18 protein-coding genes and 1 pseudogene are annotated in these 20,049 nt (G+C 72.4%); 13 read left to right on the top strand and 6 right to left on the bottom strand.

Going from position 1 to position 20,049, the window contains the following annotated elements:
* Window positions 1-200 precede the first annotated feature (200 nt).
* From ccrA to pssA, 7 genes are all read left to right on the top strand, one after another.
* On the top strand, window positions 201-1,574 hold the full coding sequence (gene ccrA, locus K304_RS0100320) for a crotonyl-CoA carboxylase/reductase (RefSeq protein WP_027762102.1): 1,374 nt from the start codon (window positions 201-203) through the stop codon (window positions 1,572-1,574).
* 13 nt (window positions 1,575-1,587) lie between these two features.
* Window positions 1,588-3,645, top strand: a complete 2,058-nt coding sequence (locus K304_RS0100315) for a protein meaA (RefSeq protein WP_027762101.1) — start codon at window positions 1,588-1,590, stop codon at window positions 3,643-3,645.
* On the top strand, window positions 3,642-4,628 hold the full coding sequence (locus tag K304_RS0100310) for an HpcH/HpaI aldolase/citrate lyase family protein (RefSeq protein WP_027762100.1): 987 nt from the start codon (window positions 3,642-3,644) through the stop codon (window positions 4,626-4,628). Before K304_RS0100315 ends, K304_RS0100310 begins: the two co-directional genes overlap by 4 nt.
* Window positions 4,629-4,630: 2 nt before the next feature.
* Window positions 4,631-5,155, top strand: coding sequence for a MaoC family dehydratase (locus tag K304_RS0100305; RefSeq protein WP_027762099.1), 525 nt, complete (start codon window positions 4,631-4,633; stop codon window positions 5,153-5,155).
* Between the two features lies 1 nt (window position 5,156).
* A complete protein-coding gene (locus K304_RS0100300) occupies window positions 5,157-6,362 on the top strand; it encodes an acyl-CoA dehydrogenase family protein (RefSeq protein WP_027762098.1) in 1,206 nt (401 codons plus the stop codon).
* A gap of 193 nt (window positions 6,363-6,555) precedes the next feature.
* Complete coding sequence (locus tag K304_RS0100295; RefSeq protein ID WP_027762097.1) at window positions 6,556-7,203, top strand: phosphatidylserine decarboxylase; 648 nt, start codon at window positions 6,556-6,558, stop codon at window positions 7,201-7,203.
* Entirely contained in the window at window positions 7,190-8,032 is an 843-nt protein-coding gene (pssA, locus tag K304_RS0100290) for a CDP-diacylglycerol--serine O-phosphatidyltransferase (RefSeq protein WP_027762096.1), read from the top strand. The genes K304_RS0100295 and pssA overlap by 14 nt, the downstream gene beginning before the upstream one ends.
* 373 nt (window positions 8,033-8,405) lie before the next feature.
* Here the strand turns inward: pssA and K304_RS0100285 are convergent, their stop codons facing one another.
* On the bottom strand, window positions 8,406-9,554 hold the full coding sequence (locus tag K304_RS0100285; protein ID WP_037788876.1) for a glycerate kinase family protein: 1,149 nt from the start codon (window positions 9,552-9,554) through the stop codon (window positions 8,406-8,408).
* Window positions 9,555-9,683: 129 nt separating this feature from the next.
* Here K304_RS0100285 and K304_RS26550 point away from each other — a divergent pair, with 129 nt between their 5' ends.
* The 4 genes and pseudogenes from K304_RS26550 (at window position 9,684) to K304_RS0100270 (ending at window position 11,512) form a co-directional block, all read left to right on the top strand.
* Window positions 9,684-9,938: a hypothetical protein gene (locus K304_RS26550; RefSeq protein WP_037788872.1), complete on the top strand. Its 255-nt coding sequence runs from the start codon at window positions 9,684-9,686 to the stop codon at window positions 9,936-9,938.
* Window positions 9,939-9,945: 7 nt separating this feature from the next.
* Window positions 9,946-10,092 (top strand): annotated as a pseudogene (locus K304_RS33825) (Clp protease N-terminal domain-containing protein); the annotation flags it as partial.
* Window positions 10,093-10,098: 6 nt separating this feature from the next.
* A complete protein-coding gene (locus K304_RS0100275; protein WP_486591547.1) occupies window positions 10,099-10,572 on the top strand; it encodes a Clp protease N-terminal domain-containing protein in 474 nt (157 codons plus the stop codon).
* A gap of 121 nt (window positions 10,573-10,693) precedes the next feature.
* Entirely contained in the window at window positions 10,694-11,512 is an 819-nt protein-coding gene (locus K304_RS0100270) for a hypothetical protein (RefSeq protein ID WP_027762093.1), read from the top strand.
* A gap of 107 nt (window positions 11,513-11,619) precedes the next feature.
* Here K304_RS0100270 and K304_RS0100265 read toward each other — a convergent pair whose 3' ends face one another.
* The 3 genes from K304_RS0100265 to K304_RS0100255 all read right to left on the bottom strand — a co-directional run bounded on the left by K304_RS0100265 (window position 11,620) and on the right by K304_RS0100255 (window position 15,871).
* A complete protein-coding gene (locus K304_RS0100265; RefSeq protein ID WP_027762092.1) occupies window positions 11,620-13,047 on the bottom strand; it encodes a phytoene desaturase family protein in 1,428 nt (475 codons plus the stop codon).
* A 26-nt stretch (window positions 13,048-13,073) separates the two neighbouring features.
* Complete coding sequence (locus K304_RS0100260) at window positions 13,074-13,892, bottom strand: inositol monophosphatase family protein (protein ID WP_027762091.1); 819 nt, start codon at window positions 13,890-13,892, stop codon at window positions 13,074-13,076.
* 74 nt (window positions 13,893-13,966) lie between these two features.
* Window positions 13,967-15,871 carry a gamma-glutamyltransferase gene (locus tag K304_RS0100255; RefSeq protein ID WP_027762090.1) on the bottom strand — a complete coding sequence of 635 codons (1,905 nt, stop codon included), beginning with the start codon at window positions 15,869-15,871 and terminating at the stop codon, window positions 13,967-13,969.
* 22 nt (window positions 15,872-15,893) lie between these two features.
* Between K304_RS0100255 and K304_RS0100250 the strand changes: the two genes are divergently transcribed.
* Window positions 15,894-16,649 carry a Sir2 family NAD-dependent protein deacetylase gene (locus K304_RS0100250; RefSeq protein WP_027762089.1) on the top strand — a complete coding sequence of 252 codons (756 nt, stop codon included), beginning with the start codon at window positions 15,894-15,896 and terminating at the stop codon, window positions 16,647-16,649.
* 159 nt (window positions 16,650-16,808) lie between these two features.
* Window positions 16,809-17,384, top strand: coding sequence for an NlpC/P60 family protein (locus K304_RS0100245; RefSeq protein ID WP_027762088.1), 576 nt, complete (start codon window positions 16,809-16,811; stop codon window positions 17,382-17,384).
* Here the strand turns inward: K304_RS0100245 and K304_RS0100240 are convergent.
* Window positions 17,378-18,949, bottom strand: a complete 1,572-nt coding sequence (locus K304_RS0100240; RefSeq protein WP_027762087.1) for an NCS1 family nucleobase:cation symporter-1 — start codon at window positions 18,947-18,949, stop codon at window positions 17,378-17,380. The genes K304_RS0100245 and K304_RS0100240 overlap by 7 nt on opposite strands.
* A 12-nt stretch (window positions 18,950-18,961) precedes the next feature.
* On the bottom strand, window positions 18,962-19,993 hold the full coding sequence (locus K304_RS0100235) for a TIGR03842 family LLM class F420-dependent oxidoreductase (protein WP_027762086.1): 1,032 nt from the start codon (window positions 19,991-19,993) through the stop codon (window positions 18,962-18,964).
* Between the last annotated feature and the right edge of the window lie 56 nt (window positions 19,994-20,049).

The raw sequence follows: 20,049 nt of genomic DNA, 5'->3' as shown, positions 1-20,049 counted from the left end.
ACTGGGTGTCATACGGTGAAGGGGTCCGGGCGCGCTGTCCCGTACGGCGCACCCGCCACGCGCTCCCGGACGCCTGCGTCACAGGCACCCCCGCGCCCACCACGGCGCACCGCCGAACATCCGCCGAACCGACGGCACTGCCTCAGCACCGACGTTCCCTCGAGCGTTCTCCCGTTACGCGCTTCGCCGGAGGCATTACCGTGAACAAGATCCTCGACGCGATCCTCGCATCCGACTCGACGCCCGAAGACTTCGCCGCACTCGAGCTCCCGGAGTCCTACCGCGCGGTCACCGTGCACAAGGAGGACGAAGGGATGTTCGAGGGGCTGCCCAGCGGGGAGAAGGACCCCCGCAAGTCCCTCCACCTCGACGAGGTGCCCGTTCCCGAGCTCGGTCCGGGCGAGGCCCTGGTCGCCGTGATGGCGTCCTCGGTCAACTACAACTCGGTGTGGACCTCGATCTTCGAGCCGGTCTCCACCTTCGCCTTCCTCGAGCGCTACGGGCGCCTGTCGCCGCTGACCGAGCGGCACGACCTGCCGTACCACATCATCGGCTCCGACCTGGCCGGCGTCGTGCTGCGTACCGGCCCCGGGGTCAACAAGTGGCACCCCGGCGACGAGGTCGTCGCCCACTGCCTCTCCGTCGAGCTGGAGAGCGCGGACGGCCACAACGACACGATGCTCGACCCCGAGCAGCGCATCTGGGGGTTCGAGACCAACTTCGGCGGACTGGCCGAGATCGCCCTGGTCAAGACGAACCAGCTGATGCCCAAGCCGGACCACCTCTCCTGGGAGGAGGCCGCCGCGCCGGGCCTGGTCAACTCCACCGCCTACCGCCAGCTGGTCTCGCAGAACGGCGCGGGGATGAAGCAGGGCGACAACGTGCTGATCTGGGGCGCGAGCGGCGGTCTGGGCTCCTACGCCACCCAGTTCGCGCTCGCCGGCGGCGCCAACCCGATCTGCGTCGTCTCCAGCGAGGACAAGGCCGAGATCTGCCGGAAGATGGGCGCCGAGGCGATCATCGACCGCAAGGCGGAGGGCTACCGGTTCTGGAAGGACGAGCACCACCAGGACCCGCGCGAGTGGAAGCGCTTCGGCAAGCGCATCCGCGAACTCACCGGCGGGGAGGACGTGGACATCGTCTTCGAACACCCGGGCCGGGAGACGTTCGGCGCGAGCGTCTACGTCACGCGCAAGGGCGGCACGATCGTCACCTGCGCCTCCACCTCGGGTTACGAGCACACCTACGACAACCGCTACCTGTGGATGTCGCTGAAGCGGATCGTCGGTTCGCACTTCGCCAACTACCGGGAGGCGTGGGAGGCCAACCGGCTGATCGCCAAGGGGAAGATCCACCCCACACTCTCCCGGAGCTACGCGCTGGAGGACACCGGCCAGGCCGCGTACGACGTGCACAAGAACCTGCACCAGGGCAAGGTCGGCGTGCTCTGCCTGGCACCCGAGGAGGGCATGGGCGTCCGCGACCAGGAGAAGCGGGCACGGCACGAAGAGGCCATCAATCTGTTCCGCGACGCCGAAGGCGGGCGAACCGACGGCCGCAGCCGGAACGTGTGACGGAGGTCCGCACATGACGGAGCGGAAGAAGGACCGGCCGTGGCTGATGCGCACCTACGCCGGCCACTCCACGGCGGAGGCGTCCAACGAGCTGTACCGCCGCAACCTGGACAAGGGACAGACCGGCCTGTCGGTGGCGTTCGACCTGCCGACGCAGACCGGCTACGACCCGGACCACGTCCTGGCCCGCGGGGAGGTGGGCCGGGTCGGCGTACCGGTCTCCCACGTCGGTGACATGCGGCGGCTGTTCCAGGACATCCCGCTGGAGCAGATGAACACCTCCATGACCATCAACGCCACCGCCATGTGGCTGCTGGCGCTCTACCAGGTGGTCGCGGAGGAACAGGGCGCGGACGTCTCGAAACTGTCCGGCACGACGCAGAACGACATCGTCAAGGAGTACCTGTCCCGCGGGACGCACGTGTTCCCGCCGGTGCCGAGCCTGCGGCTGACGACGGACATGATCGCGTACACGGTCAACCACCTGCCGAAGTGGAACCCGATCAACATCTGCAGCTACCACCTGCAGGAGGCCGGGGCCACGCCGGTGCAGGAGGTCGCGTACGCGCTGAGCACCGCGGTCGCCGTGCTGGACTCGGTGCGCGACTCCGGTCAGATCCCGGCCGAACGGTTCGGGGACGTCGTCGGCCGCATCTCCTTCTTCGTCAACGCGGGCGTCCGGTTCGTCGAGGAGATGTGCAAGATGCGGGCCTTCACCCGACTGTGGGACCGCATCACCCGCGAGCGGTACGGCATCGAGGACCCCAAGCAGCGCCGCTTCCGGTACGGCGTGCAGGTCAACTCGCTCGGCCTGACCGAGGCGCAGCCGGAGAACAACGTGCAGCGGATCGTGCTGGAGATGCTCGCCGTCACGCTCTCCAAGGACGCCCGCGCACGGGCCGTGCAGCTGCCCGCCTGGAACGAGGCGCTGGGGCTCCCCCGGCCCTGGGACCAGCAGTGGTCGCTGCGCATCCAGCAGGTCCTCGCCCACGAGAGCGACCTGCTGGAGTACGACGACCTGTTCGCCGGTTCGCACGTCGTCGAGGCGAAGGTGGAGTCGCTGGTCTCCGACGCGCTGACCGAGATGGAGCGCATCGAGGAGATGGGCGGCGTGATGGCGGCCGTGGAGTCCGGCTACCTGAAGTCGCAGCTGGTCTCCTCCCACGCGGAGCGGCGGGCGAAGATCGAGTCCGGTGAGGAGCGGATCGTCGGCGTCAACTGCTACGAGGGAACCGAACCCTCCCCGCTCACGGCGGACCTGGACGCCGCGATCCTCACCATCGACCCGGCGACCGAGGCCCGCACCGTCCAGGCGGTCGAGGACTGGCGGCGGACGCGGGACGAGCCTGGGGGCACCTCCCGGGCCCCCGGGCCGAGGGGGAACGTGGGGCCGCCGTCGGCGAAGGCGCTGGAGCTGCTCAAGAAGGCCGCCACCACGGACGCCAACCTGATGGAGGCGACCCTGGAGTGCGCCCGCGCCGGGGTGACCACCGGCGAGTGGGCCGGCGCGCTGCGCGAGGTCTTCGGCGAGTTCCGCGCCCCCACCGGCGTGTCCGGCGCCCCGGTGGCGGTCACCGCCGAGGAGGGCTCGACGCTCGCCGAGGTGCGTCGCCGGGTGAGCCGCACGGCCGACGACCTGGGCGGCGGGCGGCTGCGGCTGCTGGTCGGCAAGCCGGGGCTGGACGGCCACAGCAACGGCGCCGAGCAGATCGCCGTACGCGCCCGGGACGCCGGCTTCGAGGTGGTCTACCAGGGCATCCGGCTCACCCCGGAGCAGATCGTCTCCGCCGCGGTCGCCGAGGACGTGCACTGCGTCGGCCTGTCCATCCTCTCCGGCTCGCACGCCGAGCTGGTGCCGGACGTGCTCCGGCGGCTGCGCGAGGCCGGCGCCGACGACGTCCCGGTGGTCGTCGGCGGCATCATCCCCTCGGCCGACGCCGCCGCTCTGAAGGCCGCCGGAGTGGCCGCCGTCTTCACACCCAAGGACTTCGGGATCACGGAGATCATCGGCCGTATCGTCGACGAGATCCGGTCCGCGAACACGCTCGAACCACTGGAGGTTCCCGCATGACAGCCCCCGCCGGTCCCCCGGAGACCGCTGCGAAGCCGCTCCGCCCGCGCCGCTCCTGCCTCGCGGTGCCGGGCTCCAACCCGCGCTTCCTGGAGAAGGCCCAGGGCCTCCCCGCCGACCAGGTCTTCCTCGACCTGGAGGACGCCTGCGCGCCCCTGGCGAAGCCGGACGCACGGCACACGATCGTGAAATTCCTCAACGAGGGCGACTGGACGGGGAAGACCCGGGTGGTGCGGGTCAACGACTGGACGACGCACTGGACCTACCGGGACGTCATCACGGTCGTCGAGGGCGCCGGCGCGCACCTGGACTGCATCATGCTGCCCAAGGTGCAGGACGCTCAGCAGGTGCAGGCGCTGGACATGCTGCTCACCCAGATCGAGAGGACCGTCGGCCTGGAAGTCGGCCGCATCGGCATCGAGGCGCAGATCGAGAACGCGCGCGGTCTGGTGAACGTCGACGAGATCGCGGCCGCCTCGTCACGGCTGGAGACGATCATCTTCGGCCCGGCTGACTTCATGGCGTCCATCAACATGAAGTCCCTCGTGGTGGGCGAGCAGCCGCCCGGCTACCCGGCCGACGCCTACCACTACATCCTGATGCGCATCCTGATGGCGGCGCGCGCCAACGACCTCCAGGCGATCGACGGCCCCTACCTCCAGATCAAGAACGTCGACGGCTACCGCGAGGTCGCCGGCCGTGCGGCGGCCCTGGGCTTCGACGGCAAGTGGGTGCTGCACCCGGGCCAGGTGGAGGCGTCGAACGAGATCTTCTCCCCGTCCCAGGACGACTACGACCATGCAGAGCTGATCCTCGACGCCTACGAGTGGTTCACCTCCGAGGAGGGCGGCAAGAAGGGCTCGGCGATGCTCGGCGACGAGATGATCGACGAGGCCAGCCGGAAGATGGCGCTGGTCGTCGCGGGCAAGGGCCGCGCCGCCGGCATGACCCGTACGTCCGCCTTCCAGCCTCCGGAGGCCTGATCATGCAGTTCGGGCGCACCTACGAGGAGTTCGAGGTCGGCGACGTCTACAAGCACTGGCCGGGGAAGACGGTCACCGAGTACGACGACCACCTCTTCTGCCTGCTGACCATGAACCACCACCCGCTCCACATGGACGCCCACTACGCGGAGCGGACCACCGACTTCGGCCGGAACGTCGTCGTCGGCAACTACGTCTACTCGCTGCTGCTGGGCATGTCCGTGCCGGACGTCTCGGGCAAGGCGATCGCCAACCTGGAGATCGAGTCGCTCCGGCACGTCGCGCCGACGTTCCACGGCGACACGCTCTACGGCGAGACGACCGTGCTGGACAAGACGCCGTCGAGGTCGAAGAGCGACCGCGGCATCGTGCACGTGGAGACGAGGGGCCACAACCAGGACGGCACACTGGTCTGCACCTTCCGCCGCAAGGTGATGGTGCCGACCGCGACCTACGTCGAGGCGCGCGGCGGCGAACAGCCCGGACGTCCCGAACTGCGGGAGCCGGCACCGAAGGGGGCGAAGTGACATGGGACGGCTCGCACAGACCGAGGGCCTGACGGACGTCCAACGGGAGATCGTCTCCACCGTCCGTGGTTTTGTCGACAAGGAGATCCTCCCGGTCGCCACCGAACTGGAGCACCGGGACGAGTACCCGACCGAGATCGTCGAGGGCCTCAAGGACCTGGGCGTCTTCGGCCTGATGATCCCCGAGGAGTACGGCGGGCTCGGCGAGTCGCTGCTGACCTACGCGCTGTGCGTGGAGGAGATCGCGCGCGGCTGGATGAGCGTCTCCGGCATCATCAACACTCACTTCATCGTGGCGTACATGCTCAAGCAGCACGGCACCCGGGAGCAGAAGGACCACTTCCTGCCGAAGATGGCCACCGGCGAGGTCCGCGGCGCCTTCTCCATGTCGGAACCCGGGCTGGGCTCCGACGTCTCGGCGATCTCCTCCAAGGGGGTCCGCGACGGCGAGGACTACGTGCTGACCGGCCAGAAGATGTGGCTGACCAACGGCGGCTCGTCGACCCTGGTCGCGGTGCTGTGCCGGACCGACGAGGGCCACCCGGAGGGGACGGCGCCGCACCGGTCGATGACGACGTTCCTGGTGGAGAAGGAGCCCGGCTTCGGCGAGGTCCGTCCGGGGCTGACCATCCCGGGCAAGATCGACAAGATGGGCTACAAGGGGGTCGACACCACCGAGTTGATCATGGATGGCCTGCGCATTCCGGCCGATCGTGTACTGGGCGGGCAGACCGGGCGCGGCTTCTACCAGATGATGGACGGCGTCGAGGTCGGCCGCGTCAACGTCGCCGCGCGTGGCTGCGGGGTCGCCCAGCGTGCCTTCGAGCTGGGCATCGACTACGCGCAGCAGCGGCACACCTTCGGCAAGCCGATCGCCCAGCACCAGGCCATTCAGTTCAAACTTGCCGAAATGGGCACGAAGGTGGAGGCGGCACACGCCCTCATGGTCGGCGCGGCGCGCAGGAAGGACTCCGGCGAACGCAACGACCTGGAGGCGGGGATGGCCAAATATCTCGCCTCGGAGTACTGCAAGGAGGTCGTGGAGGACGCTTTCCGCATCCATGGCGGGTACGGTTTCTCCAAGGAGTACGAGATCGAGCGCCTGTACCGGGAGGCGCCGATGCTCCTGATCGGTGAAGGAACCGCCGAGATCCAGAAGATGATCGTCGGACGCCGGCTGCTGGAGGAGTACCGCCTCCAGGGCTGACGCGTCCACGGAGCCGCTGGTCCGGGTACGCCCGGGTGTGCGTCCGGCACGCCCGGGGAAGTATCCGGACCAGGGGTTCCGGCTCCGACTGGCGCTCTGGCTTGCCCAGTTGCCCCCAGTAACCGGTAGCATCCCGGAAAGCCGCCGTCCCCCGAACCGAACGCGGCACCTAGAGAAGCTACGAAGGTCTTCCATGCCCCACAGCCAGTCCTCTGCACCCAGCGGTCGAGTCCGCCTCGCGCGCGGAGCGTCGCCGTGGCTCCTGCCGACCGTCGCCACCGCGGCGGTCAGCCTCCTCCGCTCCCGCCGCTCCGGCCGGGCCCGCGCGGTCGCCGTGCCGGCCACCGCGCTCGCCGCCGGAATGCTGTGGTTCTTCCGCGACCCGGAGCGCGAGATCACCCAGGGCAGGGTGATCTCCCCGGCCGACGGCGTGGTGCAGAGCATCATGCCGTGGAAGGACGGCCGCACCAGAGTGGCGATCTTCATGAGCCCGCTCAACGTGCACGTGAACCGTGCACCACTGGCCGGCACGGTGACCTCCGTGGAGCACGTACCCGGCGGCTTCGTCCCGGCGTTCAACAAGGAGAGCGAACACAACGAGCGCGTCGTCTGGCACTTCGACACCGAGATCGGCGACATCGAGATGATCCAGATCGCCGGCACGGTCGCGCGCCGCATCATCCCCTACGTGCCGGAGGGCACGAAGGTGGAGCAGGGCGAGCGCATCGGTCTCATCCGCTTCGGTTCGCGGGTGGACGTCTACCTCCCGGAGGGCATCGAGCCCGCCGTCGAGGTGGGCCAGGCGACTACCGCGGGGGTGACACGTCTTGACCGTGATTGATCCCGACACCCAGGCCGCCTGGGTGCCCGAGGCCGACGACGACGAGATGCCGCTGTCGATGCGGCTGTCGATAGCGGACACGCTGACGCTGGGGAACGCCACCTGCGGCTTCCTCGCGGTGTACTTCACCACCACCGGCGTGCTCATCCCCCACCTGATGGGGAACGACGACGGCGGGATGGCCCGCCACTCGGCCGCGACCGCCGTCATCCTGATGCTGCTGGCCTCGGTCTTCGACCTCTTCGACGGCCTCGTCGCGCGGAAGCTGCGCAGCTCGCCGATGGGTGCGGAGCTGGACAACCTCTCCGACCTGATCAGCTTCGGCCTGGCCCCCGCCTACTTCGTCGCCGTCTGGGGCATGGTCGCCTCCGACGCGCACCAACGGGTCTCCGTGGTGGCCGCGGTCGTGGTGATGCTGGCCGTCGTACTGCGGCTCGCCCGCTTCTCCTGCGTCACCCTGCGGGACGGCATCTTCCAGGGCATGCCCAGCCCCTTCGGGGCGCTGACGGTGGTGTCCATCGTGCTGCTCGGGCTGCCGTTCATCCCGACGCTGCTGGCCATCTTCGGCGTGGCGTGGCTGATGGTGAGCCGCGTGGAGTACCCGAAGCCGCGGGGGCGCCTCGCCGTGGCGATGCTCAGCTGGATCGTGCTCAGCATGGGCCTGCTGGCCGCGTGGGCGTTCGACGCCCCGGGAGGCGAGCTGCTGCTCCAGACCGGCTGCGCCCTCCAGGTCGTGCTCGGCGCGGTGATCCCGCTGTTCGCGACCGCCCGGCGGGTGCATGCCTTCCGCGACAACCGGCGCGAGGCGCGGGCCGCCGCGCAGAATTAGGGCCTGTCCGGTTCGGGACGCGCCGGCACACACGCGCCGCGAGGGCCCGGGGCTCACAGCCCCGGGCCCTCGCGCTGTCCACGGCGCTGTGGGGCGGGTGCGGCCGTCGTCCAGCCTCCGGCCTCCCGGACGGCCCCGACTGCCGCCGTCGACACCGCCGGTCGGCGCCGGGCCGGCGCCGACGTCCCGGGCGGCTGGGTGCGCGCCGCGACATACCCGCCGGGCCCACACCCGAGGACCGGCTCGCCGTCGCGGTGCCCGCCCGGAGCTGCGGTCGCGCCGGGCGGAGGTCGCGGTGCGGCGTTCCCGCGCCGGAAGGGGCTCCGGTGCCGAGCGCCCATGATGTCGAAGCGCCCGGCGCGGACCGGACGTCCTACAGGTGGTCGGCGGCCAGGCGTTCCGCGGCGCGTTCGAGCAGGGGGCCCGCCTCCGCCATGCAGCGGGCCGGGTCGGGCTCCAGGGCGGTGAGCGGGTACGCCGCCTCGATGCCGGCGCCGCGCAGCGCCGCGTCGTCGATCGCCAGACGCCCGCACACGGCGACCACGGGCTTCCCCGCCGCCCGCGCCGCCGCCGCGACCCCGGCCGGGGCCTTCCCGTGCAGGGTCTGCGCGTCCAGCGACCCCTCGCCCGTGATCACCAGGTCGGCCCGCTCCAGGGCGGGCGCGAAGCCCAGCACGTCCAGCAGGACCTCGATGCCGGGGCGGAAGGCGGCGCCCAGGCCGACCAGCGCGGCGAAGCCGATGCCGCCGGCCGCGCCCGCGCCGGGGGCCCGGGCCGCGGCGGTGACGTCTGGGCCCGCTTCCGGTCCGGCCGCCTCCGCCAGCACCTGCGCGAGGTGGGCCAGTCCCGCGTCGAGCGCCGCCACGTCGGTCTCCGAGGCGCCCTTCTGCGGCCCGTAGACGGCGGCCGCGCCCTCGGGGCCGGTGAGCGGGTTGTCGACGTCACCGGCGAGCACCACCTCGACGTCCCGCAGCCGCGGGTCGAGGCGGGACAGGTCGGCGGTGTCCAGTTCCCGCAGCGGCCCGCCGCCGTGCGGGAGCGGGTCGCCGTCCAGGTCGAGGAAGCGGGCCCCCAGGGCTTCGAGCATGCCCGCGCCGCCGTCCGTGGTGGCGGAGCCGCCGACGCCGAGAACGACGGTCCGCGCACCGGCCTCGATCGCCGCGAGCAGCATCTCGCCGGTGCCGTACGTGGTGGCGGTCAGCGGCGCGAGGACGCCGTCGGGCAGCCGTTGCAGGCCGGACGCCTCGGCCATCTCCACCACGGCGGTGCCGTCGCGCAGCGCGTACGCGGCCGTGACCGGGGTGCCGAGCGGCCCGGTCACGCGGACCTCGCGCCACGCGAAGCCGCCCGCGACGGCCGCGGCGACGGTGCCGTCGCCTCCGTCGGCCACGGGGAGCGCCTCCACTTCGAGGCCGGGCCGCGCCCGGCGCAGTCCGGCGGTGACGTGCTCGGCGACCTGCACGGCCGTGAGGGAGCCCTTGAACTTGTCGGCAGCGATCAGCACGCGCCCTGTTGCAGCCATTGAGTGTCGTCCCTTGCTTCTCGAACCGGGCAGTCGCGCCGTCCCCGACCCTATCCGGCACCGCCCTCCGCCGACCAGGCATGTCAACTGACATTGACAGATGAGGCCGTGTCACCCTACGTTGACACCATGACCGAGGGAACGGAGGCGCGGAACGCGCCCGAAGGGCAGGAGGCCCGCAGCGCGCTCGACGCGGCACAGGCCGCGGGCGACCGCGACCCGCGCGTCGGCCTGCGGGCCGTCGCCGCGCTGCGGCGACTGGTGGAGCGCCTGGAGGCGCTCCAGGTGGACAACGCCCGCACCCGGGGCTGGTCCTGGGAGGAGATCGGGACCGCCCTCGGCGTCAGCAGGCAGGCCGTGCACAAGAAGCACTCAGGGAGGTAGGCGGCAGATGTTCGAGAGGTTCACCCGGCAGGCCCGCGAGGTGGTCGTACGGGCCCAGGAAGAGGCACGCGACCTCGACCACGACTGGATCGGCACCGAGCACCTGCTGCTCGCCGTGCTGCGCCGCCCGCAGGAGCCCGGCGCGGCGACGCTGAACCGGATGGGCGTGACGGCCGAGAGGTGCCGGCATGCCGTGCGCGCACTCGTGGTGCGCGACGCGGACGCGCTCGGCCCCGAGGACGCGGACGCGCTGCGGACGCTCGGCATCGACCTGGAGGCCGTCCGGCGGCACACGGACGCGGCGTTCGGGAAGGGAGCACTGGACCGGCCCGCCGATCCGATCGGAGGACGGCCGCGGCGGGGCTTCCTCCTCGGCCGGACCCGGCGCCGCGGGCGTCCGGCGGACGCCGCAGGGCACATCGCCTTCACGCCGCGCGCCAAGAAGGCGCTGGAGCTGTCGCTGCGCGAGGCGATCACGGCGGAGGACAAGCACATCGGCATCGCGCACATCGTGATGGGGCTGCTTCGCTCCGACGACCGGCTCACCCGTGAGCTCTTCGAGCGCCTGGGCGTCGAACCGGGGGCGACGCGCGACCTGGTGCGGGCGGACGCGCGCGGCGGGAAGGCCGCCTGAGGCTCGGTCCTCGGACGGGCCGGGACCGGGATCCTCCCCAGTTTGACGCGTACATGTCTTGGATAGTCCGTGTCCGGGGGTCGCCGAGGTGACGGCCCCCGGACACGGACAAGGAGTCCCCATGCCCCGAAGAGCCCGCCCCACCCCGTGGATCCCGCCCCTCGTCGCGCTCGCGCTCGCCGCGCTGCTGACGCTGCTGGTCTCCTCCCCCGCCGGGGCGTGGGGCTACGGCGTCAACCGCGTGCAGAGCGCCGTCGAGGACAGCCATGCGCAGACCGGCATGGGACCCGGCTGGGTGCTGCTCAGCTACAAGGCCAACGGCCCGATGGTCGGCTACCTGTTCGGGGAGGACTTCCGCTTCGCGGACGGCAGCATCAAGCCCGGCCCCGACCACATGGACATCCGCGACACCGGCGACGGCAGCGCGGGCAACCCCGGCATCGACCGCTGGCCGTGGGGCTTCGCCGGCGGCAGCTTCGACGGCTGCGCCTACGCGTACGGCACCAGCAAGTTCGCCATCAAGCGCAGCGGCTTCATGTCCGGCAGCTGCGCGGGCGGCCCGAACGTGGTCGGCTCCAGCCACGGCGACGGCACCCCGGACCAGCTGCGCTGGTGGCACTCCGAGCGGGTCTTCTGCCAGGAGAACGCGGTCGACCACCTGTGCAGTCCGTACGGCGTCTGGAGCACCAACAAGGGCGGCGGGCTGAAGGTCACCCATTCCACCGCCGCCTGCACCGTCTACGGCAACATCGGCGCGGCCGCCGCGTACGGTTCGGGCGCCGCCGCCCCGCGCCACGTCCTCGGCACGGTCCCGGCCGGGGCACAGATCGACGTCCGCTACACCACGAAGGACCGCCAGTGGGTGATGGCCAAGTGGCACGGCGAGCGCTTCGCCGGCGGCATCGCCTGGGCGTTCATCCCGCGCGGCTGCGTGGCCTGATCCTCGCCCCCGGGACCCCCGCACACCGCCGGGTGGCAGCCTCTCGCCCCGCGGGAGGACGCGGCCGAGGCGGCTGTGCGGGCCGGGCCGGGATACGGGGGCGGTTCTCAGCGACCGAGCGCCAGACGACGCCAGACGGCCCGGGCGGCGTGGTGACCGGACATGCCGTGGACGCCGGGTCCCGGCGGGGTGGCGGAGGAGCAGAGGTAGACGGCCGGATGCGCGGTGGCGTACGGGACGCGCGCGAGCTTCGGCCGCAGCAGCAGCTGCAGGCCCGCCGCCGAGCCGCACGCGATGTCGCCGCCGACGTAGTTCGCGTTGCGCGCGGCGAGTTCCGGCGGACCGGCCGTGGCACGGGCGAGGACCCGGTCGCGGAAGCCGGGGGCGAAGCGCTCCAGCTGCTCCTCGACGACCTTGGTGGCGTCGCCGTCCCAGCCGTTCGGGACGTGGCCGTAGACCCAGAAGACCTGCCGGCCCTCCGGCGCGCGTGACGGGTCGACGAGGCCGGGCTGGGCGGTGATCAGGAAGGGCCGCTCCGGGTCCTGGCCCCGCATGGCGCGCCGCAGCGCGTCGTCGATCGTCCCGGCGGTGTGCCCGACGTGCACGGTGGTGGCGCGGCGGGCCTCGGGAGAGGTCCACGGGACCGGGCCGTCCAGTGCGTAGTCGATCTTGAACGTGCCGGCTCCGTACGTGTAGCCGGCGTAGGCGTGGCCCAGACCGGCGATGCGGGCCAGGGCGGTCGGCGAGGTGTCGAAGACGTACGCGCGCGCGGGCGGCAACTCGTCCAGCCGCTTCACCTCGGAGCCGGTGTGGATCACGCCGCCCAGCTCCCGCAGGTAGGCGGCGAGGGCGTCGGAGACGGACTGCGAACCCCCACGCGGGACGGGCCAGCCGCGGGCGTGCGCGGCCAGGGCGAACACCAGCGCGATGCCACCGGTCGCGAACGTGGTCGTGGGCGCGATGACGTGCCCGGCCATGCCGGCCACCAGGGCACGGGCCTTCTCGTCGCGGAAGCGGCGGCTCAGCCAGGCCGCCGGCTGCAGCCCGGCCATGCCGAAGCGGGCGAGACCGAACGGGGCGCTCGGCAGACGTCCGTTGAGGGCCGAGCCGAGGCCGAGGAAGTCGGCGGCGAGGGTGTCCCAGCGGGGCAGCAGCGGTGCGACCAGCCTGCGGTACGCGCCCGCGTCGCGGCTGCCCAGGGACGCGGCGGTCTCCCCCACCGAACGGGCCAGCACCGCAGCCGTGCCGTCCGGGAAGGGGTGCGCCATCGCCAGCTCGGACTCCAGCCACTCCAGGCCGTGTCGGGCGAGCGGCATGTCGCGGAAGGCCGGGGAGTTGACACCGAGCGGATGCACGGCCGAGCAGGGGTCGTGCCGGAAGCCCGGAAGCGTCAGCTCCTCGGTGCGCGCGCCTCCACCGACGGTGTCCAGCGCCTCGAACAGCTCCACGGAGAAGCCCCGACGGGCCAGCTCCACCGCCGCGGTCAGTCCGTTGGGGCCGGCACCCACCACCACCGCGTCCCGGATCGACGGCATTTCGGCTCTCCCCTCGCCCCTGTGCGTCAGCTGCCGGTCTGCAGCAGCTCGACGATACGCCGTGCGGTCGTCGCGTCGCGCGCCGCGGTGAAGGGAAGCGCGTTGTTCCCGGCGAGTGTGAAAGAGTCCCCAGCGATCGTGCTGCTCGCGCCGCCGGCCTCCGCCACCAGCAGCAGGCCCGCCGCGTGGTCCCAGGCGCTCTCCCAGGAGAAGGCGACGGCGTCCAGCTCGCCACCCGCCACCCGCAGGTACTCCAGGCCGGCCGACCCGCACGGCCGCGGCGCGACGCCGTCCGTGCGCAGCCCGAGCAGGGCGCGCTTCTGGTCCTCGGTGGTGAAGTCCGGGTGCGAGGTGGCGACTTCGAGGACTGCTCCCGGCGCGGGCGAACCGGCCGTCATGGCTTCGCCGTTGAGCAGCGCGCCGCCGCGGCGGCGCGCGATGGCCATGTCACCGCGGGCGGGCACGTACGTCCAGGACGCGAGCAGTTCGCCGTGCTGGGCGAGGGCGAGCAGGGTGCAGAAGCCGTCCTCGCCGCGCACGAACTGCCGGGTGCCGTCGACCGGGTCGATGATCCACACCGGGTCGGGGCCGCGCAGCGCCTCGTACCGCACGGGGTCGTCGTGGACGGCTTCCTCGCCGACGACCACCGAGCCGGGCAACAGGGCGGTGAGGGCGCGGGTGAGGTGCTCCTCCGCCTTCCGGTCGGCGATGGTCACCAGGTCGTGCGGGCCGCTCTTCTCCAGCACCTCGTGCGTGGCGAGCCGGCGCCACCGCGGCATGACCTCCTCCGCCACCGCTTCGCGTACCGCCTCTTCGGCTCCGGACACCAGGGCATCGTCGATCATGCCTCCATGGAAGCACGCCCTGCCGACGGGGGCGCTCCGCCCCGCACGCCGTCCCTCCTGCGGAGCCGCCCGACTCACCGGCCCACCGCGTAACCCTGCATGCCGCGCGGGTTGGCGGCGGCGGCGAGCACGCCCGTCTCCGGGTCACGGGCCACGGCGCTGAGCCGGCCCTCGGACCACGGCGGGCCGACGGTGACCCGGTGGCCGCGGGCGCGCAGCCCGGCGACGGCCTCTTCGCCGATCCGGGACTCCACCACGAGGGAGCCCGGCCGCATCGTGCGCGGGTAGAAGGAGCCGGGGAAGCTCTCGGTGTGCCAGTTGGGGGCGTCGATGGCCCCTTGCAGGTCGAGGCCGCCGCGCACCGGTGCGCGCAGGGCGGCGGCGAGGAGCAGGTGCAGCTGCCACTGGTCCTGCTGGTCGCCGCCGGGGGTGCCGAACGCCAGCACGGGGCGCCCGTCGCGGAGCGCGAGCGAGGGCGACAGCGTGGTGCGCGGGCGGCGGCCGGGCGTGAGGGTGTTGGGCAGTCCGGGCTCCAGCCAGGCCATCTGGAGGCGGGTGCCGAGCGGGAAGCCCAGTTCGGGGATGACCGGGTTGGACTGCAGCCAGCCGCCGCTGGGCGTGGCGCTGACCATGTTGCCCCAGCGGTCCACGACGTCGATGTGGCAGGTGTCGCCGCGGGTGAGGCCGTTCCGGTCCACGTGGGGGCCGCCGCCGTCCGGGCCGGCGGCGTCGGCCGGGGCCACGTCGGCCTGGGCGGCGGAGGGCCCCTTCCCCACCCGGTCGTCCGCGGGGGCGACGGGCGACGGCACGGTCGGCTCGCCGGTGCCCGCGGCGGCGGGTCCGCGCCCGGCGGCGGCGAGCGCGGCGGCGGCCAGCCGGGGCGTGCGGCCGCCGGGGCTGCCGGGGCGCAGCGCGTAGGAGGCGGTGTCGCCGACGAGGCGGCGGCGCTCGGCGCCGTACGCGGGCGACAGCAGGTCCGCGAGCGGTACGTGCTCCGCGCCGTCGGCGTCGCCGTACCAGGCCTCCCGGTCGGCCATCGCGAGCTTGGTGCCCTCCACCAGCCGGTGCACGGAGTCGGGGCTGCCGTACGCCTCGGGCAGGTCGTCGGGGAGCAGGGCGAGTTGCTGGAGGAGGCTGGGGCCCTGCGACCAGGGCCCGGGCTTGCAGACCGTCCAGCCGTTCCAGGTGTACGTGGCCGGCTCCTCGTACGTGGCGTGCCAGCCGGCGAGGTCGTCGCCGGTGAGGGTGCCGGTGTGCCGTTCGCCGGAGGTGTCCATGGTGGGGCGGGCGGCGGCCGCGGCGAGGGCCTCGGCGACGAAGCCCTCGCGCCAGGCGCGCCGCGCGGCGTCGATCTGCTGCTCGCGGCCCGGCCCGGCGGCTTCGGCCTCGTCCAGCAGCCGCCGCCAGGTGCGGGCGAGCGCGGGGTTGCGCAGCAGCGCGCCGGGGCGCGGGGCGCGGCCGTCGGGCAGGTAGACCGCGGCGGAGTCCGTCCACTCCGTCTCGAAGAGTGCGCGGACCGTCTCGACGGTCTCGCCGATCCGCTCGACGGCCGGGTGGCCGCGTTCGGCGTACCCCACGGCGTAGGTCAGCACCTCGCGCAGCGACCGGGTGCCGTGGTCGCGGAGCAGCGTGAGCCAGGCGTCGAAGGCGCCGGGCACGGCGGCGGCGAGGGGGCCGGTGCCGGGGACGAGGTCCAGGCCGAGTCCGGTGTAGTGCGCGACGGTCGCACCGGCCGGAGCCACGCCCTGGCCGCACAGGACCCGCACGGGTCCCCCGGCGGGGGCGAGGAGGATCGGCACCTCGCCGGCCGGGCCGTTCAGGTGCGGCTCGACGACCTGGAGGACGAATCCCGCGGCGACGGCCGCGTCGAAGGCGTTGCCGTCGTCCTCGAGGACGGCCATGGCGGTCTGGGCGGCGAGCCAGTGTGTTCCGGCGGCCATGCCGAAGGTGCCCTGGAGCGTGGGCCGGGTGGTGAACATGGCCGGAGCGTACGCTTCCGGTATGAGCGCGGACGAGAGCACGGAGCAGGGGAAACGCCCACTTGTGGCGATCCTCAGCGGGGCGGGGATCTCCACCGACTCGGGGATTCCGGACTACCGGGGGCCGCAGGGGCTGTGGAAGCGGGACCCTGAGGCGGAGAAGCTCGTCACCTACGGCTTCTACATGGCCGACGCGGACGTGCGGCGCCGCTCCTGGCGGATGCGGCGGGACAGCCCGGTGTGGGCGGCGAAGCCGAACGGCGCGCACGAGGCGGTGGCCCGGCTGGAGCGCTCGGGCACGCCGGTGCGGGTCATCACGCAGAACGTGGACGGGCTGCACCAGTTGTCCGGGGTTCCGGAGCGGAAGGTGCTGGAGCTGCACGGCACGTCGCGGACGGTGGTGTGCACCGGGTGCGACGCGCGCGGCACGATGGCGGACGCGCTGGCACGGGTCGAGGCGGGCGAGGCCGACCCGGCCTGCGAGAGCTGCGGCGGCATCCTCAAGTCGGCGACGGTGATGTTCGGTCAGGCCCTGGACCCGGAGGTGCTGTCGCAGGCGATGGCCGTGGCGAAGGCGTGCGACGTGTTCGTCGCGGTCGGGACGAGCCTCCAGGTGCAGCCCGCCGCGTCGCTGGCCGGACTGGCCGCCGAGCACGGCGCCCGGCTGATCATCGTCAACGCGGAGCCGACGCCGTACGACGCGCTGGCGACCGAGGTCGTCCGCGACCCGATCGGCATCGCCCTGCCCGCCCTGCTGGACGCGCTCGCCGGGGACTGACGGGCGGCGTCTCCCGGGCCGGGTTCACCTGCCGAAGGGGGCCGCCGCACAGGCTTGTCGTTGTCATGCTCATTCTTTATCGTGTGAGACGACAAACTCCCGGGGGTGATCCGCCGCCCGGCCCCGCGGGGAGACTGCGATGTACAGAGAGGTCCCTGCATGACACGCATGAAGCGCAGCGCGCTCGTCGCGGCCGCCCTGGTGGCGTCCTCGGGCCTGGTGACCGGGGGTTCGGCCGCGGCCGTTCCGGACACGGCGCCGGCCCAGCAGGAGAGAGCCACCGCGACGGACGCCTCGACCACCGCCGCCGGTGTCCGGAACGCGGTGGTGCGCGCCGCGAAGAACCGGCTGGGGCGCCCGTACCGGCTGGAGTACGGCTGGACCTGCCGCGAGAACGCCATGGACTGCGAGTGCTTCAACCGCAACGCGATCTGGCACGGCACCAAGAACGCCACCGGCCGCGGCCTGCAGCTCAACTACTGGCTCCAGGGCCAGATCAACCAGGGCCGGAAGACCAACAACCCGCGTCCCGGAGACCTCGTCTTCTGGGACACGAACAAGCGCGACGGCATCCGCTACGGCGGCGACCTCGACCACACCGGCATCTACATCGGCAACAACCGCGTCATCAACGCGAGCGCCTACTACGGCAAGGTCGTCACCCAGAGCGTCACCCTCGGCGGCACGCAGCGCAACCCGCTCTTCGTCAACGTGCTCGGCCCCAACGGCTACTGAGGTCCCGCGGCCGTCTTCCGTCCGGCACCGCGCGGACGGAAGGCGGCCGTCAGCACGAGGTAGAGCAGGGCGGAGCTGCTGAGGCCGACGGCCCAGCCGTAGTCGACGAGCGGCTCCAGCAGGGGGATCAGGCCGTCCGCGGGGAAGGGGCCGGAGCCCGGGGCGGAGGAGGAGCCGCCCACCGCGAGCGTGCCGCCGACCGCGAAGGCGATGAGGGCACGCCAGTTCCAGCCGCCGCTGTACCAGTACGCGCCGTCCGGACGGTAGAGGTCGGCCAGTTCGAGCCGGGTGCGGCGCACCAGCCAGTAGTCGGCGATGAGGATGCCGCCGACCGTGCCGAGCAGTCCGCCGACGGTGCCGAGCCAGGTGAAGATGTAGACCGACGGGTTCTCGATCAGCTTCCACGGGAAGATGACCACGCCGATGACGCAGGCCAGCAGCGCGCCGGTGCGGAAGCTGATCAGGCGCGGCGCGAGGTTGGACAGGTCGTACGCGGGACTGACCAGGTTCGCGGCGATGTTGGTGCTCAGCGTCGCCATCAGGACGACGAACAGCGCGAAGAGCACGCCGACCGTGCTGTCCATCCGCGCGGCCAGCTGACTGGGATCCCAGACGGGTTCGCCGTAGACGGCCTGCGAGCCCGAGGTGACCAGGACGGAGAGCAGGGCGAACGCGGCCATGGTGGTCGGCAGCCCGAGGGTCTGGCCCCACACCTGGGAACGCTGGCCGGCGCCGAAGCGGGTGAAGTCGGGGATGTTGAGCGACAGGGTGGACCAGAAGCCGATCATGCCCATCAGGGCGGGGAAGAAGACCGGCCAGAAGTCGGCGCCCCAGCCGAGCTGCGAGGGCTGGTCGAGCAGCGGTCCGAGCCCGCCCGCCTTGTCGGCGATCCACCACAGCAGCGCGAGTGCGCCGAGGAGCATCAGCGGCGCCGCCCAGTTCTCCAGGTGGCGGACGGCATCCATGCCGCGGACGATGACCACGACCTCGATGAGGAAGAACAGCAGGAACGACAGCCACTGCGTCCACGGGTAGCCGAAGGTCTCCCCCGCCAGCACCCACCAGCTGCCCTCACCGAAGATCTTCCCGGCGAGGAAGAAGATGGACTGGCCGCCGATCCAGGTCTGGATGCCGAACCAGGCGCAGGCGACGAGGCCGCGCAGCAACGCAGGCAGGTTCGCGCCGACCACGCCGAACGAGGCGCGGGCCAGGACGGGGAAGGGGATGCCGTACTTCGGGCCGGCGTGACCGGTGAGCAGCATCGGCAGCAGCACGATGACGTTGGCCAGCGCGATGGTGAGCACGGCCTGTTTCCAGTCCATGCCGAGCGCGATGAGGCCGGAGGCGAGCGTCCAGGAGGGGATGTTGACGGCCATGCCGACCCACAGGGCGGCGAAGTTGTACGTCGTCCAGCGGCGTTCGGCGACCGGCACGGGGTACAGGTCGGCGTTGGCGAAGCGGCTGTCCGCGGGTATCGCGCCGGGCGGCAGCTCCACCCGGCCGTCCGGCGTGGCGGTACCGCCGTCGGACGGCCGGTCTGACTTCGCGGGGGCGGTGCCGGTCATGCGTTGTTCACCTCACGAGGTCGCGGGTCCGTCGTGCAGGACGGGGACGATGTGCTCGCCGTAGGCGTCGACGACCGCTTCCCGGGCGTCGTGCATGGCGTACACGGCGAACTGGTCGACGCCGAGTTCCCGCAGGGCGCGCAGCCGTTCCAGGTGCGTCTCCACGGGGCCGACGAGGCAGAAGCGGTCGACGATCTCGTCCGGCACGAACTCGGTGTCGGGATTGCCGGCCCGCCCGTGGTGGGCGTAGTCGTAGCCGTGCCGCGCCTTGATGTAGGAGGTCAGCGCGGCGGGGACGAGGGAGGACTCCTCGCCGTAGCGGGCGACGAGGTCGGCGACGTGGTTGCCGACCATGCCGCCGAACCAGCGGCACTGTTCGCGGGCGTGGGCCATCGCCGCGTCGCTCGCGTCCTCGGTGACGTAGGCGGGGGCCGCGACGCACACGGTGACCTCGTCGGGGTCGCGTCCGGCGTCGGCCGCGGCCTGCCGTACGGCCTTGACCATCCACTCGGTGAGGTAGGGGTCGGCGAGCTGCAGGATGAAGCCGTCGGCCTCGCGTCCGGCCATCGCGAGCGCCTTGGGACCGTAGGCGGCCATCCAGACCGGCAGCCGGGAGCCGGCCACCCAGGGCAGCCGGAGCGGGGTGCCGTCGACGACGGCTTCGCGGCCCTCGGCCAGGTCGCGGATGACGGACATGGCCTCGCTGAGCCGCGCGAGGGTGTTGGGCTTGCGCCCGGCGACGCGCATCGCGGAGTCGCCGCGGCCGATGCCGCAGACGGTGCGGTTGCCGTACATCTCGTTGAGCGTGGCGAAGGTGGAGGCGGTGACCTCCCAGGTGCGGGTGCCCGGGTTGGTCACCATGGGGCCGACGATCAGCCGCTGGGTGTTGGCCAGGATGCGGCTGTGGATGACGTACGGCTCCTGCCAGAGAACGGCGGAGTCGAACGTCCAGCCGTAGCGGAAGCCGTTGCGCTCGGCGCGGCGCATCAGGCCGACGGTTGCGGCGCCGGGCGGGTCGGTCTGCAGGACGAGGCCGAAGTCCATGGTCGGTGGTCTCCTGTCGGGTGCCGGGCCCCGGGGGATTCCCGGGGCCGTTCCGG

The organism is Streptomyces sp. CNS606 (genome assembly GCF_000426325.1).
The sequence above is the reverse complement of the archived record's forward strand: the minus strand, read 5'-3'. Positions and strand labels throughout refer to the sequence as shown.